This window comes from Nostoc sp. (assembly GCF_035638895.1).
GTDB lineage: Bacteria > Cyanobacteriota > Cyanobacteriia > Cyanobacteriales > Nostocaceae > Nostoc.
Map to the genome: position 1 here is coordinate 1 of NZ_DASQZC010000039.1, position 16,293 is coordinate 16,293.

General features: G+C 41.6%; 10 protein-coding genes, 1 tRNA gene and 2 pseudogenes. 8 read left to right on the forward strand and 5 right to left on the reverse strand.

Annotated elements, in window-relative coordinates; translation table 11 throughout:
- The 5 genes and pseudogenes from VE944_RS01625 to VE944_RS01645 all read left to right on the forward strand — a co-directional run.
- The coding region (locus tag VE944_RS01625; protein WP_324971274.1) for a penicillin acylase family protein at positions 1 to 695 on the forward strand (695 nt) is incomplete at its 5' end.
- Positions 696 to 1,005: 310 nt separating this feature from the next.
- Complete coding sequence (locus VE944_RS01630; RefSeq protein ID WP_324971277.1) at positions 1,006 to 1,437, forward strand: EamA family transporter; 432 nt, start codon at positions 1,006 to 1,008, stop codon at positions 1,435 to 1,437.
- A gap of 439 nt (positions 1,438 to 1,876) precedes the next feature.
- Positions 1,877 to 2,177: pseudogene (locus VE944_RS01635) on the forward strand (GlsB/YeaQ/YmgE family stress response membrane protein).
- A gap of 172 nt (positions 2,178 to 2,349) precedes the next feature.
- Entirely contained in the window at positions 2,350 to 3,042 is a 693-nt protein-coding gene (locus VE944_RS01640) for a manganese catalase family protein (RefSeq protein ID WP_324971279.1), read from the forward strand.
- Positions 3,043 to 3,430: 388 nt separating this feature from the next.
- Complete coding sequence (locus tag VE944_RS01645; protein ID WP_324971281.1) at positions 3,431 to 4,171, forward strand: DUF3891 family protein; 741 nt, start codon at positions 3,431 to 3,433, stop codon at positions 4,169 to 4,171.
- A 350-nt stretch (positions 4,172 to 4,521) separates the two neighbouring features.
- On the opposite strand, the gene psaK is transcribed toward VE944_RS01645, so the two are convergent.
- Positions 4,522 to 4,782 (reverse strand): photosystem I reaction center subunit PsaK, encoded by a 261-nt coding sequence (psaK, locus tag VE944_RS01650; RefSeq protein WP_324971284.1) that lies wholly within the window; start codon positions 4,780 to 4,782, stop codon positions 4,522 to 4,524.
- Between the two features lie 682 nt (positions 4,783 to 5,464).
- Here psaK and VE944_RS01655 point away from each other — a divergent pair.
- The 3 genes and pseudogenes from VE944_RS01655 to VE944_RS01665 form a co-directional block, all read left to right on the forward strand.
- Positions 5,465 to 6,712 (forward strand): annotated as a pseudogene (locus tag VE944_RS01655) (glycosyltransferase family 4 protein); the annotation flags it as partial.
- Between the two features lie 740 nt (positions 6,713 to 7,452).
- Positions 7,453 to 9,180: an Rqc2 family fibronectin-binding protein gene (locus VE944_RS01660; protein WP_324971288.1), complete on the forward strand. Its 1,728-nt coding sequence runs from the start codon at positions 7,453 to 7,455 to the stop codon at positions 9,178 to 9,180.
- 745 nt (positions 9,181 to 9,925) lie between these two features.
- A complete protein-coding gene (locus VE944_RS01665; RefSeq protein WP_324971290.1) occupies positions 9,926 to 11,110 on the forward strand; it encodes a site-specific integrase in 1,185 nt (394 codons plus the stop codon).
- 2,004 nt (positions 11,111 to 13,114) lie between these two features.
- On the opposite strand, the gene VE944_RS01670 is transcribed toward VE944_RS01665, so the two are convergent.
- From VE944_RS01670 to VE944_RS01685, 4 genes are all read right to left on the reverse strand, one after another.
- Positions 13,115 to 13,187 (reverse strand) — tRNA-Phe (locus VE944_RS01670).
- 75 nt (positions 13,188 to 13,262) lie between these two features.
- Entirely contained in the window at positions 13,263 to 14,144 is an 882-nt protein-coding gene (locus VE944_RS01675; RefSeq protein WP_324971292.1) for a metal ABC transporter permease, read from the reverse strand.
- 40 nt (positions 14,145 to 14,184) lie between these two features.
- On the reverse strand, positions 14,185 to 14,961 hold the full coding sequence (locus VE944_RS01680; protein WP_324971294.1) for a metal ABC transporter ATP-binding protein: 777 nt from the start codon (positions 14,959 to 14,961) through the stop codon (positions 14,185 to 14,187).
- 150 nt (positions 14,962 to 15,111) lie between these two features.
- Positions 15,112 to 16,059: a metal ABC transporter substrate-binding protein gene (locus VE944_RS01685; RefSeq protein ID WP_414690088.1), complete on the reverse strand. Its 948-nt coding sequence runs from the start codon at positions 16,057 to 16,059 to the stop codon at positions 15,112 to 15,114.
- Positions 16,060 to 16,293: the final 234 nt, after the last annotated feature.

The following is a 16,293-nucleotide window of genomic DNA, read 5'->3' on the forward strand; positions in this document are numbered from 1 at the left end:
TGGCTGAGGATAACAAAATCTCTTTTGATGAAATGGTTGCATACAAGCACTCTACTCGTATGGAACTGGCTGATCGGATTTTGGATGATTTAATTCCGGCTGCACGCAAGTACGGTCAGGACTTAGGGCAAAAAGCAGCTAATGTCCTAGAAGCATGGGATCGGCAAGCCAATGCAGATAGTCGTGGGGCTGTATTATTTGCCTTTTGGGTACAACAGATGGATTTAGATAAGACGTTTAGTAAACCTTGGAATGAAAATTATCCACGCACCACACCCGATGGTTTAGCTAATCCTGAAAGTGCAGTCGCAACTCTGCAAGCAGTTGCAGCAGAGATAGAAAAGACTTATGGGGCGCTTGATGTACCGTGGGGAAAGGTTTTTCGGCTACGGTTGGGTGATGTGGATTTGCCTGGTAATGGTGGAGATGGGGAACTGGGAATTTTTCGGGTACTGAATTCTGCTCCCGGAGAAAATGGGCAGTTCCAAGCCGTTGCAGGTGATTCTTATGTGGCTGCAATTGAATTTTCCAACCCTGTACGGGCAATGGCACTCACCAGCTACGGTAATGCATCTCAACCCGGATCGCCCCACATTAGCGACCAGTTACAGATGTTCGCCAACAAAAAATTGCGGACTGTGTGGCGCGATCGCTCAGATATTCTTGCTCATCTAGAAGAACGTAAAATATTCTGAGGTTAATAGTCTGTTTCTAGTGCTTGCGATGTCTGCGACGGGCTACGCCTACGCCCAAAAATTTCTAAGTTTCTGGAGATATTTGGAGCGATCGTGGAGGGGTACGCGTAACGTGTCGCAGACAGACGCTGTGTGTAGTTTGCTTCGACCTAGGAGTACGCTCAAATGAAAAATTGAGAAAAATTTTTCATTCCCCAAAGGGGTTAACGGGAATTTACTTTGAAAAGCAATTGCAGTTTGCAACAAGTAATTCAACCTAACATAAGCCTAAATAACACTGCTAATTTTGACTAGTGAACCAGGAGGCAAGATGGAAAGCAACACCATACCGTGGTGGATATATGCATTACTTTCGGCTGGCTTTGCAGCATTGACAACTATTTTTGCCAAAATTGGCATAGAAAATATTAATTCTAATTTAGCAACAGCAATCCGAACTGTTGTTATCTTAGTAATTGCTTGGGGAATTGTATTTTTTCAAGGAAATGTAGTTAATATCTTAGCTATTTCCCAAAAAACGATGCTCTTCTTATTATTATCTGGAGTATCTACAGGGTTATCATGGATTTTTTACTTCCAAGCTTTACAAATAGGAAAAGCCTCCCTTGTCGCACCAATTGATAAATCAAGCTTGGTATTAGTTTTATTATTTTCAGTTATGTTTCTGGGAGAAACATTAAACTTGAAGATAATATTAGGAAGCTGTTTAGTAGTTGTGGGGACTTTAGTTCTAATCTTTTAAACACTTAACTATAAGTGTTTCAATTCTTGAGTCATACGACTTACATAATTTTTTACTGGCTTTGACTTTTCAAACATCCTCTAAAGCTTTGACTGCCTTTTGCATAAATTCTGCTAATTACGAATTACAAATTATTTTAATTCATCTCCAAAAAGTTAGATTATTTTTTACATCTTTAGGTAGATATCAAAAAATATAATTTTAGTATCTACTTCGAGAGCAAGTAACGTCTAGACTTGTGTATTCAATAATTCCTGATTTATCTGACAAAACTTTCGTTTAGTATTTTTATTTATAGAATAAAAATACCAATTTCCATCTGAAACCTTGATGTAAAGTTTTTTGTCTAACTTTTGGATTTAGCATTTATCCCATCTGGTAGAAAGAATTGTGAATCAAAGTTGATAACTTAGATACAAGTGAGATTGTTGAGGCAGTTATGAGTATTCTTGCTTGGGTAGTTTTAGGACTTTTAGCAGGTGCGATGCCTAACGGCGGGCTACGCCTAAGCTAAAGCTGTTTATCCTAGTTATCAAGGTGGTAGAATTCTCTCCACAATGATTTTGGGTATAGTTGGGGCTTTCGTCGCTGGAAGTCTGTTTACCTTACTACGAACAGGAACTCTACAAATGACTGCGGCTGGCGCTGGTTTAACTCTTCCAGGTATTTTAGTAGCTGTGATTGGCGCAATTGTTGCTATTTATCTATGGGGATTAGTCAAAAAAAGCAGCATTGCTTAATTGCTGATTGTCAGTTATCAACACTAACATGACTACTGTATTTTATTGGTCTTCTAGTGAACCAGTTTGAGAAGCTATTAAATCTTAAACTAGGTAAATATTGAAAGATACTAGGAGACAATAAAATAGTTTGTTAATTCTGTAAAATCATAATTTTTGGAAGTGTAAATCTATGTTTTTTCACAAAAAAGAGCCTATTCATGCAGTTAACGTAACTGAACCAAACCCTCGTTTTGCTCAGTTGCTTTTAGAGCAGTTTGGTGGAGCTACTGGCGAACTTAGTGCAGCACTTCAATATTGGGTTCAATCCTTCCATGTCGAAAATCCTGGAATTAAAGATATGCTGCAAGACATTGCGATTGAGGAATTTGGCCATTTAGAAATGGTTGGTAAACTCATCGAAGCTCATACCAAAAATGTGGATCAAACAGAGGCTTATAAGAGTACCCTATTTGCACTCCGAGGGGTTGGGCCTCATTTTCTAGATAGTCAAGGTCAGGCTTGGACAGCAGCTTACTTGAATGAGGGTGGAGATGTAGTGCGTGATTTAAGAGCTAACCTTGCAGCAGAAGCTGGCGCTCGTCAGACTTACGAAGAATTGATTAAGTTGGCAACTGACAAAGGAACCCAAGAGACTTTAGTCCATCTGTTAACACGAGAAATTTCTCATACCCAGATGTTTATGAAAGCTCTAGATTCACTAGGTAAGTTGACAGATCCATTCTTTGGTAATATTAAGCCAGATGAAACTGTTGCTCTCTACTACAACCTATCTACAGACGGCAATGGTCAAGATGAGCGTGGCCCTTGGAATTCTGAGCCAACATTCAAATACATTGCAAATCCCTTAGAAAGTCACTCTTAATTTCATAGATTGCAGTTAGAGCTTCTTGAAAAGTCCCAATCATTAGGTGGGCTGTTTGCCCACCTTCTTTAGCAATGGTTAAACTGTTTGTCTACATCAGGGATTTGTGAGGGAGAATTTAGCTTTATCCACAAGATTCCCGATTTCTTAAAGAAGTCGGGAATTTAAGCCGATCAGTATTTGCTGATATTGATTTGGATGCAACACTTTGAATACATATCTCTACGCCATGCAGAATGGACTATGTTACACCCAATTGAAAATGGCTATAAATATTAAGCCACAATGAAGAAGTCAGAGCGATCGCCTCTTCAAATCTACCCCGACGTTTCTGAATTCAGAAATTAATTCAACTCAAAATCAAAACTAAGAATCAGGAGATTGATTTGTGATTGTCAACGCTACGCCAAATGGTTGGGAAGTTATTTATCACCGCGCCCATGCTTTATTAGCAGCTCAACTTGCAGGACAATGGCGGCGTAAAGATGCTCCAGTAAGGTTATATGAAACCGTCGCTGCAATTTCCCATCACGACGACCTAGAAAAAGAGTGGGAAGAGGACATTCTTACTGAAGCGGGTGCGCCACTGGACTTCATGCTCTCTTCAAATACCAATGTAGATGCTAGTGTCCCGAAATTGGCTGGTCTGGCTAAGAATGCCCTTTACCGTGGACGATGGGTGGCTTTATTAATTTCCATGCACATCAGCCGTTTAAATGAGTCAAGCCGGGGTAAGGGTTCCAAGCTAGACAAACTTTTGGATGAGCAACTGCAAAACCAGCAACGTTGGCGCAAAGAACTAGGCATCAAAAAGGAAGAAGTTGATGCAGCCTATGCATTTATGCAATGGTGCGATCGCCTTTCTCTTATCTTATGTCAGCAAGAACTACCTGATGATGAGCGATTTTTAGAAATTAGCAAGGGCCCTGAGGGTCAACGCTATGACATCATGCAGCGCAGCGATAACTTGGTTGTTGTCAAACCTTGGCCCTTCGAGGACGAAAAATTTACAGTCAACGTTGAAGCCTGCGACCTCTCCCAAATAAAATTTAAGAGCAGCGCTGAACTAACTCAAGCACTACAAGAAGCTCCCATCAAGGTACTAGAGTGGACATTCGTTAAGAGTTAGATAGTTCCGCCATAGTCAGTAATTCAAGCCTCGATAGGGGGCTTTTGGTATTGGAAAAGTTTCTCTGGCTTTTCAATAAAAATGAGCCAGAGAACTAACTCTCTGGCTCAAAGCTGGAGACAAATAATCATCGATTGAAGAAAGAGACAAGGGGACAAGGGGATAAGGGGACAAGGGGAGGAATTCAGATGGGGATTCAGACCCCACCTGATTTAAGTCCACCAAAAAGTAAGTGGTGGGGGTCTTAAACCCTTGGGCGTTGCCGCACGACTTGGAAATGGGGAGACAATTCCCCAAGTCTCCTTGTCTCCCCATCCCCAAGTCCTCTTTGATAAAGGCTTGGGTAAAACCTAAATTCTTCCCAGGTTATGCAACCCTAAGACGACGCCCACTCCTAAGATATGACCAAAGGCAGTAGTTGCTAAAAGGGCTGGTAAACCAAAACCACCAAATAAATTGGCTGAGGGTAGTCCTGGTTCTGCGTTGGGATATTTAATGGTAAATTTACCAAAGGCAATGGCAACGATATTAACGACAATGATAATCAGTGCAACTGTCGGACTCCATTGCAGAGGTGTGGTTGCGGCAGCGACTAAGGTTGAAGTAAACACCTGATTTGCTCCTGAAATTTATTAATGATTGCAAATATAATCTGAGACTTTCCGAAGCAAATTCAAGAAATTACCCGATTTTGCATCAATATTTAACAGTTATTCTCACTACTTAATACAACGTGAGTTCAACGGCATTAATTCAGGACTTAGGCAAAAATCGCCAAAAAGCTTAATTTATCGGACTGCTTTCTCTACAAGAGGCTGTGCATCCGGCTGCTTTTTCACTTCGCCAAACTCACCTTAATGCATGTATCTATAAGGATTATATCTGCACAAACAAGACAGAAACTATAATATTTCTCTATCAAAACCATTAGATATTTTGAATTAATATAGCAATCCGAAATGAAATAAGAGAAAGTACCGAAGCTAAAAGTACGTATTTATAAGCTTTTCAGCAATTTTCGATTTCTATAAATAATATTTTTTATATAGGAAAAATATTATTTCATCTATCAAAAGCATGAAATCTAAAAATAACAATTTTCTATATCTAAAGAAATTAAATATTTGTTGTATTTAATCTAATAGTATACTTCTGGCAGAAGATGTAAAACAATATTAGGCATAATAAATTAAAATCAATATTAATCAAGGTTCCTGAACAAATTCGGACAAGTGTGCTATACACGAGTTCGGAACAGCTTAAAACTTTGTTAAAATCAGCAACACACAAACTATGAACTCTACCACCGAAAAACGTATCGCCTTGATTTCCGTCCACGGAGATCCGGCGATTGAAATAGGGAAAGAAGAAGCTGGGGGACAAAATGTTTATGTGCGTAACGTGGGTGAAGCACTAGCGCAGCTGGGATGGCAAGTTGATATGTTTACTCGCAAAGTGAGTCTGGAGCAAGACTCGATTGTTGAACACAGCAACAATTGCCGAACTATTCGTTTAAAAGCTGGCCCCCTTGAGTTTGTGCCGCGAGATGAAATTTTTGAATTTCTGCCAGAATTTGTGGATAATTTTCTCAAATTTCAATTAAAAAATGACTTTACATACCAATTAGTTCACACTAACTATTGGCTCTCTAGTTGGGTGGGGATGCAGTTAAATAAAATCCAACATAGTAAACAAGTTCACACCTACCACTCTTTGGGAGCGGTCAAATACAACACCATAGAAGATATTCCTCAGATTGCTAGTGTGCGATTAGCAGTGGAAAAAGATGTGTTGGAAAAAGCAGAGCGAATTGTAGCGACAAGTCCGCAAGAACAGCAACACATGCGATCGCTAGTTTCCACTAAAGGTAATATCGACATCATTCCCTGTGGTACAGATATTCAGCGCTTTGGATCGATTGCACGAGAAGCAGCCAGGGCTGAATTGGGAATTGATAAAGAAGCCAAAGTAGTATTATATGTAGGGCGTTTTGACCCACGCAAAGGGATAGAAACCTTGGTGCGGGCAGTAAACGAGTCTGAGCTACGTGACTCCAAAAATCTCCAGTTAATTATTGGTGGTGGCAGTACTCCAGGTAACAGCGACGGCATTGAGCGCGATCGCATTGAGCAAATCGTCAGCGAATTGGGGATGAGCGACTTTACCACTTTTGCTGGTCGTCTGAGTCAAGATATTTTGCCAACTTATTACGCAGCTGCTGATGTTTGCGTTGTTCCCAGTCACTACGAACCTTTCGGACTGGTAGCGATCGAAGCGATGTCAAGCGGTACACCAGTGGTAGCAAGTGATGTCGGCGGACTTCAGTTTACTGTAGTTAATGAAGAAACTGGTTTATTGGCAGCACCACAAGATGTAGATGCCTTTGCATCTGCCATTGACCGAATTCTTTTAGCTCCAGAATGGCGAGATGAATTGGGTAAAGCTGGCAGAAAGCTCGTCGAAACTAAGTTTAGCTGGGATGGTGTAGCATATCAACTGAGTGAACTTTACACAGAACTGTTGCAACCACAACCAGTAGAGTCAACAGCAAAAGAACTAGTGGAGTCAACAGCCGAACTAGTGCAGTCAGCAGCAAAAGAACTAGTAGATTCAACAGTCGAATTAGTGCAGTCAACAGCAAAACAGCCAATTTTGGTTGCTAAATAATTCTCTTGGGTAACAGATAATGGTGAATGGGTAATTCGGAAGTAAGCAATAATTTTATTTTCCTAGTCGTCACTCACCATTACTCAATCAACATTTCCAAAAATGAATGTAGAGACGTTGCAATGCAACGTCTCTACAAGGGTTTCAGGTAATGCATAATTTCATTTATTCTAAAGATTTCTCTAGGCTGAGTGATTTCCATTATTAGTTTAATTAGCTCAGAACTTGCGCTATTCCCAACAACCGCCTCAGAATTCATTCTGAGGCTAATAGCTAAAGTCTATCTATTGAAGACTCAATAAAGATTAGAGTCTACTTAAGTGGACTTGCGCTATTAGCCAGAGAATTTATTCTCTGGCGGGAAAGTGAGCAGGTGCAAGATATAACTTAGCTTGTTTATTTATAGAGCTTTAGCTGACAAAACTTGGCACTAAAAAATGTATCAAAAGGTAAGCTCTGATCTAAGTACTGGGAGTCTGTATGAATAATACATTTCTGCGTTAGCTATCACCAAACCAAGTAACCGCTATGATAGTTGAGGTCTGCTATGCTTTGACTAAACGAAGATAAAAGCATAGCGATCGCTACCATTTGAATGTTAACAACTAATCGCTTTGCAACCAGTTGACTTTACCACTCTCACAGCTGCTTGTAGCGAAATCCGCGCTAACTGGCTACCATCACGCTTAGAACAGGTTTACCAGCGCGATCGCTACACTATTGCTATGGCATTACGCACCCTGAAACAGCGAGATTGGCTACAGATTTCTTGGCATCCTCAAGCTGCACATATTTGTATCGGCGATCCACCACCGCGATCGCCAGATACCTTTACCTTTAGTCAACAACTGATACACCAATTGAATGGTTTAGCACTGGTAGCTATTGAAGCGATCGCCCCTTGGGAGCGGGTTATTGATTTGCAATTTGCCCGTCGTCCTGGAGAAACCGCCCTATATCATGTCTATGCAGAAATCATGGGCAAGTATAGCAATGTCATTCTCACCGATGCCAATAATATAATTATCACCGCAGCTCATCAAGTCAGTCAGCAACAATCTAGTGTCCGTCCCATCCAAACCGGACAACCTTATGAAACACCGCCAAAACTGACTGGGACTGTCCCCAGTTTGAACGAATCACAAGAACGTTGGCAAGAACGGGTAAGTTTAGTACCAGGAGCAATCAAGCGGCAATTGCTCAAAAGTTATAGTGGCTTGAGTGCAGCACTACTAGAGTTAATGCTGTTAGAAGCAAATCTCGCACCAGAAACATCCACCGATACTCTCAACCCCGACGATTGGCAACGGCTATTTGAACGTTGGCAAGAGTGGCTGCAAGCTTTGGATTCGAGTAAATTTCAACCTGCTTGGACAAAAGATGGCTACACCGTCATGGGTTGGGGTGCAGTTAAAAAGGTCAAAAATATTCAGGAGTTACTTAACCGCTACTACAGTAACCAAATTGACCAACAATTATTTTCTCAATTACGCCATCAGTTGAGTCAGAAATTGAATAATATTCTGGCGAAATTACGGAATAAGGCTCAAACCTTTAAGACGCGCTTGCAGCAATCAGATCAAGCCGATGAGTATCGGCAAAAAGCTGATTTATTGATGGCTCACTTGCAAAACTGGGAACCGGGGATGAAAGAAATTATCCTTGCTGATTTTGATACAAATTTGCCAGTAGCGATCGCTCTCCAACCAGATAAAAATGCCGTCCAAAATGCCCAAGGTCTTTACAAACAGCACCAAAAGCTCAAACGCGCCCGTGCTGCCGTCGAACCGCTACTATTAGAAGTGCAGACAGAAATTGAGTATTTAGAACAAGTAGAAGCTGCGATCAGCCAAATAGATACCTACCAAACAGCAGAAGATTTGCGAGCTTTAGAAGAAATCCGCGAAGAGTTGATTGGACAAAAGTATTTAGAAGATCCAGAATATCGCAGCCGCAGTGCCAATGAACCCCCCAGCACCAACTTTCATCGTTACCTTACCCCTAACGGCTTTGAAGTATTAATCGGTCGCAACAATCGCCAAAATGACCAATTGACCTTTCGTGTAGCTGGGGATTATGACATCTGGTTCCACGCTCAAGAAATTCCAGGGAGCCATGTACTATTACGTCTAGAACCTGGTGCTGTTGCAGAAGAAGCTGATTTGCAATTTGTAGCTAATCTTGCCGCCTACTACAGTCGCGCCCGTCAGAGTGAACAAGTGCCAGTAGTTTACACTCAGCTAAAACACGTCTACAAACCTAAAGGAGCAAAACCGGGAATTGCAATTTACAAGCAGGAAACCATACTTTGGGGAAAACCACAAATGGTCATTAGTCATTAGTCATTAGTCAAAAATTAAGAATTCTTCCCCTGCTCCCCCTGCTCCCCCTGCTCGTCTACTCCACTCCTTTTCTACCCTGCGATTTGCTGAATTATCCTTATGGATAGAGGCTTTTAACCTTTGTTTGTATCTTTTTTGATGAAGTTTCACGAAAAATCTGTGTTGACTGTTACAATATTGTTAAGAAAAGTTGCCCGTTGCATTTTGGGAACGCGCAATTGGGTTTTAACTTTCTTGAGAAGACAACGCAAAAAAAATTTTCCAGACCAGCTGTGGGAGGCTGGTCTTTTTGTTTTTTAACGGGTCATATCATGTCCGCTAAATTACCCATAATAAAAGAACCCCACCCCCAACCCCTCCTCGCTTGCGGGGAGGGGAGACAAAGCATAGCTTTGGCGGGGTGGGGTTTTTCGAGTTTAATAAGCAATCAAGCGGACACAATATCACAGGATGTCCAAAAGTAGCCAACGTGCCGTAAAACCACACCATTTTTACACCAATAACAAGCACTGAAATAGAGTTTTTGGATAAAGAATAAACCCCTGAAGGCTAAGGCTTTCAGAGGTTTTAATGTTATGCCAGGAACCGGACTTGAACCGGTGACACGAGGATTTTCAGTCCTAACTCAAGTTTACTCAAAATACATACTACACAAGGATTTTACGTTATATCCTCATCTGCTATGCCTTTCTCTATGTCATTAGTATGTCAGAATGGGAGAAAACAAGCACTTTTTGAGGTCAGTATGGTTAAAATCACGCCACTAAATAACAACGGATGGATTATGCTACGCTTCACTGTCAACAGTGAACGATACAGTTTTAATCCAGCGCCGGGGTCAAAGTATTCCGATAAACTGGCATTCGCTAAAGCAGAAGAAATCGCCCACCGTATCGAGCAAGACTGTATAACAGGGTACTTCGATAGCACCTTGACAAAATACAAGCCCAATGCTACGAAAGGCAGGACAGCAGCAGACGCTATTCGGGAAGCCGAGGAAGCAAAGGAGACTGTCGCCGCAAGACTGTCTGTTGATGCCGTTGACCTTTCACAACTGTTTGAGGACTACATACAGTTCAAGCGCAAGAATTTAAAGGAAAACAGCGTGATTGATTACAACCGTATTCAAAACAAGCTGAAAAAATGCCCACACAAACTTGTGAGGGATGCTAAGGACATCATGCAATGGCTTGTGAATGACCACAAAGGCACATCATCCAGCACACTTGAGAAGCACTTAAAACTAATGTCGGCTTGCTGTAAGTGGGGAGTGTCCACGGGTAAGTTACAGACAAACAGATTTGATGGACTAAAGACTTTGATACCTTCTACAAAGCACTCACGGTCACAAGATGAGATTAACCCGTTCACCGGTAATGAGCGAAGCACCATCATACAAGCGTTCTATGCCAGTGACCGTTACAGGTACTATGCCCCATTAGTAGAGTTTATGTTCTACACTGGTTGCCGTCCGTCTGAAGCATTAGCACTTCATTGGAAACATGTCAAGGGTAGTAAGGTGACGTTCTGTCAGAAGCGTACCGCAAGCGGCAAAACTGAACCGGGTACAAAGACACAAGACAAGCGCTCTATCACTGTCCCCAGTCGTATAGAGGGCGTTCTGAACGGTTTAAGGACAGACACTACAACGCAGGATGATTTAGTATTCCCTGCTAAAAAGGGTGGTCTTATTGACTGGCACAACTTTGCTAACAGGGCATGGAGAGCAGTACTAGCAACGCTGGCTGATGATATTGTATATAAGAACCCTTATCAAATGCGGCACACTGCAATATCAGAGATGATTAAGGGCGGGGTTGACAGTATACTCGTTGCTCGATGGGTAGGAAATTCACCGTCAATGATATCGAAAAAGTACCTTAGTGATGTCAGCGATATCGCAATGCCAGATAGTAGACTACCAATGTAGATATCCCTATTTTGAAAACGACGTTAGAAAACGACGTTTATAACGACGTTACTAAACGACGTTATTGAAATATCACTACGTCATACTATTAGCAGACATACAGCAGTAAAAACATTAGAGGGATAAAAGCCCTCTATTTTTATATCTATATACTATCAACTTTTGATGCCTGAGATGTATGTATAACAAGAGTTTGAAAATGTCTGCAATCAATAAACCGACGAACAACGATATCATATATGCGATTGTATTGACTATATTAACCATGAGTAACATCCACCCTTTTTCCGTTACGTCGTTGTGGAACGTCGTGTAAAACGTCGTTGGAAAACGTCGTTCGCCAAATAAGGGATAGACATCCTTTACCTGGAATCGTTGAAACGTTGCATAACTTTCACTTGCACTTGTTAGAGCATTGCTATATATACGTCTCACTCATTAACAGGAAACATACCCCAAACACCGTTACCAATGAACGAACGCACTCTCTATTGACGATGGGAACCTACCGGCATACCATTGTGATATCCAGTACAAAGCACACGACTGCTAGCAATGCTAGAGACGGCGATAGCGGCGTATTAGGAATGCAATAAATCAATCGAAACGCTTATACAGTAAGGGTTTGAGCGTGTTCACTCGAATAGCACACTTTCCCCGACATTGTAGTACCCTCATTCTGCTAACGACGTTTTCCAACGACGTTTTACACGACGTATTTCAACGTCGTTTCCAAAATATGGGGTATACGTTGAGCGCTTTTATTTAGCGAGGTAAAAATGATTACAAGTAACGCGAGGGCTGAAACACACGACGAGGTACTTGAGTCTAGGAAGCAATTTTTTATAGATGAAATGATTGAAGCGTTCGGCTATCCCCCAGACGTGCGCCTGCCTTTAAAGGACATATTTGAGATAATCTATGGTCAGTCAGCTAAGGATAACTTGAAGGTTTATACTAATTTTTTGATATGCGTTATGGGTAAATAGATTTTTGATGACCTACTACCACATCACCAATAGATTATTACCCCCATCTAGAATCGCCACTAGGGGGCTTGTTTTTGCGGTGGGCTTGTATCCGCATACAAGACTTGTCATATACCTACCCACAGCAATGCTCACGCTTGACAAGTGCTAGCAGTTTTTAAAAACTACCCCGAATAAATTCAACCACTTCTGAATACACAAAACAGACAAAAAAGAAATGGGTAGGGCTGTAAACCTTACCCAGTCCGGCTATACGGAGAGGACAGGATTTGAACCTGCGGAGATGTCACCATCTCTCAGAGTTTCCAGGACTATTGCATAACGACTCAAAACCACCACACAGCAATACTTGTAGTTCTCGTCGAATACATTTTTCACAAACATTCAACCATTTTGCTATACCAACGTGCCTGCAAGGGTCTTGTTATTCAACCGCTAAAACAGTGGAATAGGACAACTATGTGCGTACTTGGTTCCCGCGATCGCTACCGTCGATGGTACTAACTCACACGTTAAAAACGCCGCTTAAATGACCGTGCCGATTAACTCACGCTGAACGTATGCCCTACTCCGATACCTATAGGTTTCCAGGGTTCGGTGAATGACCGATTGCCGTGTGTGAGCCGATAGCGCGATTGCTGCTATACGACGTAATTGTGGTGTGCCTTCCGTAATGTGAGAATTGGTTTAAGCTAGGGGCATGTGTGGGCGGGGGAATGACCCGTATAGCACTACAACTGGTATCACTGTCTCTAACAGACACACACACACCTCACAGATACCTCTCGTGGTGTTATCGCTTCTCTCTCTCGCTTATCACTGTTTTTATTGTTACTTGTGTGCTGTTTTTATCGGGTAGGGATTTTAAAAGTCCTTACCCTTTTTTGTGTCTTGCTGTCAACGGTACGAATAACACATGTTAACGCTATTAATGCTACCAACGGTGTTTTTGCACTCTATGTCAGTAATATGTCAGTGTATGTCGTATGTCAGGCGTTGTTTTGTCTGTGAGGTATGCCAGGAACCGGACTTGAACCGGTGACACGAGGATTTTCAGTCCTCTGCTCTACCAACTGAGCTATCCCGGCTGGGGCTTTTGTGAGCCACGATTAATAAATGTAGCAAACCTTTAAGAATATAGCAAGGGGTTGGAGAAAAAAGATTTATGCAGCTGTTAACCTCAACTTAAACCAGATGAAAACGGCTACAAATAGCAGAAATTGAACAAGAACAATACTTGGACCAGAAGCAAAGTTGAAAATACCTGACACAATGATGCCAGCAATGCTGCTGATAGAACCAACTATCACCGACATGATTAGAAAGCGGCTAAAGTGGTGACTCATCAGTTTGGCGGTAGAGGCGGGAATCACCAAAAAGGCATTCACCAGTAAAACGCCGACAGCTTTAATCGCTACAGCAACGGCGAGTGAAAGTAACACTACAAACACGTAGCGATACAATTGCACCGGAATACCTTGAACTTGCGCTACATCTGGGTTGAGAGTCAATAATATTTGCTGCTGCAGAGTTGATAATAAAAATATGCTGCCTCCCACAAGTACTAGCAGCGTCAAAATCAAATCTGTAGTATCGATCGCTAGAATATCGCCGAATAGCACAGCCATCAAGTTGCCACGATATCCTTTAATTAAGCTAGTGAGAATCACACCGATCGCTAATGCTCCAGATAGCACTATGCTAAGAACGCTATCGCTACCTAAGTCCGTTTTGTCAATGAAGTAGAGGACAATAACCCCAAAAACCAACGTGAAAGGTAACAGCATCCAAGTCGGATTTATTTGTAGCAGCACCCCTAACGCCACACCTACTAATGCTGCATGACCAACCGCGTGGCTGAAAAAGGACAACTGGCGCAAGGTGACAAAACTACCCAACATCCCGCCAAGTATTCCCATTAACACAGCACCTACGATCGCACGCTGCATAAAGGGGAATGTTAACAATTCTACCAAGTCATTAGTATTGGCGATCGCTAGCCTTGCTATTTGACAATCATTGCAGAAACCTATAATTACTGGCATTTTTCATTCTTTAATTACGAATTACGAATTACGAATTATTTTAATGTTGGTGCTGGTAACGGCTAAAACCTGGGCCGTAGGTTGCTAACAAGTTTTGCGGTGAAAGGGCAATTTCTGGCTTACCAGTACAAACAATGCTTTGGTTCAGACAAAGCACGCGATCGCAATGGCGATTTACCATATCAATATCATGAGAAACTTGCAATACCGTCCAACCCTCCTGACGCTTTAATTCATTTAGCAAAGCGTAAAAATCTGCTGAACCTTGCACATCAACACCAGCAAAGGCTTCATCTAGTACCAACAGTTTGCGAGGCATTACCAAACAATAAGCCAATAAAACCCGCTTGAGTTGACCACCGCTAAGAGTACCAATAGCTTGATGCTGTAAATGATAAGCATCGGTTCGCCGTAAAGCTTCTCCTACAGCTGCCGATTTTTCTCGGTCTTGTCTCCACAGCCTGGAGAAAAATAAATCTCCTTTTTTCGCTTCCTTGTCCCAGCCAAGTCCTACTAATTCGCTAACAGAAATGGGAAAGCTGCGGTCAAAAATGAAGTTTTGGGGCATATAGCCCAACAAGTGACGTAAACGCCCTAGCCTTGCAATTGGACGACCTAAAATTTGAATCGTACCAGAACTGCGAGGTATCAAATCTAAAACCGCTTTTACCAAAGTACTTTTACCAGCACCATTGGGGCCGACGATAGCTGTATCTGTTCCTGGCAATAATTCAAAAGAAACATCTCGAACAGCTAGATAGCTGCCTTGATAGACAGTTAATCCTTCTACTTTTAAAATAGCAATGTTATTGGTCATTGGTCATTGGTCATTAGTCATTGGTCATTAGTCATTGGTCATTGGTCATTGGTTATTAGTCATTTGCAAAGGACATAGACGCGCTAGCGGTTACTCTTCGAGTTCTCCAACGGAGTACCCGCAGGGTAGGACAACTGACAAATGACAAACCTATTTACATGCAGTTTGCAGAATTTCCAAGTTAGCTTTCATAGCCTTGAAATAATGCTGTGGATCTGTTTCGCCAGTTTCTAGAGAATCCAGAGAACGCAAAGTTAATTTTAAATCTTTAGAAAGGCTGGATAGAAGTTTGTTATCTACTCCTGGTTCGCTAAATAAAGCTTTAACTTTGTACTTTTTCACCGTATTGACTGCATTTTGCACATCAGTTGGTGAAAGTTGATCTTCGGGAATTTGTACCACAGCAACTTGCTTGAGGTTATAGCGTTGAGCTAAATATGGAAACGCATCATGAAAGGTAATAAAGGTGCAACTAGGAGTTTTCTGCAAAGTCTGTTGAAATTCGCTGTTTAAACTTTCTAATTCTTTAACATAAGCCGCAGCATTCGCCTCATAAGTAGCTTTATTTGCTGGGTCAGCAGCAATTAATCCATCCCGAATATTAGTTACCTGCTGTTTTGCCAAAACTGGATCTAACCAAACGTGAGGATTACCTTGGGCGTGTTCATGGTCGTGGTCTTCTTCCTCTTGGGCCGTTTTTACAACGGGTGAAATTTCATTTAAGGGTTTAATACCAATACTTGCATCAATTTCAGCTAATTTGCTATTTTGGGCATTTTTGACAGTACTTTCCAGAAATCCCTCCAAACCTAAACCATTTTTTACTAACACATTCGCAGTTGCGATCGCTTTGACATTTTGTGGTGTCGCTTGGTATTCATGCACCTCCGTACCAGGTGGCACTAGAATTTCTACATCTGCCACATTTCCGGCTACTGCCTTAGTAAACAAATATATCGGTAAAAATGTTGTCACTACTTTAGTTTTTGCCGACTGCACCGATGGGGTAGAAGCAGCTTCCTGTGCTTGCGGCGGCTGTTCGGAAGTTGTTCCCTGATTCGGATTCGATTGACTACAGCCAGCAGTTATTGACAACATCAACAAAGCAATTATCGGCAAGATGCGGCTTCTTTGCCTGCTTATTCTAATTTCTCTCCAATTCACAATCACGGTATTTTCTCCTCAAAACAGATGCTGACTCTGCCTCTGCCACAATTCCTATTGACAATAAGACGTATTCTAAATTTTATATTATAATAATTCTCATTCTCATTTTAAGTACATAATATCATTTTGGAGTTCCTGTCTAATCAGTAACAACAAAATTTTTTC

Bases quoted from the DNA above. Each gene is read 5' to 3' on its own strand.
- VE944_RS01630 (WP_324971277.1), top strand. From the start codon at position 1,006: ATGGAAAGCAACACCATACCGTGGTGGATATATGCATTACTTTCGGCT.
- VE944_RS01640 (WP_324971279.1), top strand. From the start codon at position 2,350: ATGTTTTTTCACAAAAAAGAGCCTATTCATGCAGTTAACGTAACTGAA.
- VE944_RS01665 (WP_324971290.1), top strand. From the start codon at position 9,926: ATGGTTAAAATCACGCCACTAAATAACAACGGATGGATTATGCTACGC.
- VE944_RS01675 (WP_324971292.1), bottom strand. From the start codon at position 14,144: ATGCCAGTAATTATAGGTTTCTGCAATGATTGTCAAATAGCAAGGCTA.
- VE944_RS01680 (WP_324971294.1), bottom strand. From the start codon at position 14,961: ATGACCAATAACATTGCTATTTTAAAAGTAGAAGGATTAACTGTCTAT.
- VE944_RS01685 (WP_414690088.1), bottom strand. From the start codon at position 16,059: ATGTTGTCAATAACTGCTGGCTGTAGTCAATCGAATCCGAATCAGGGA.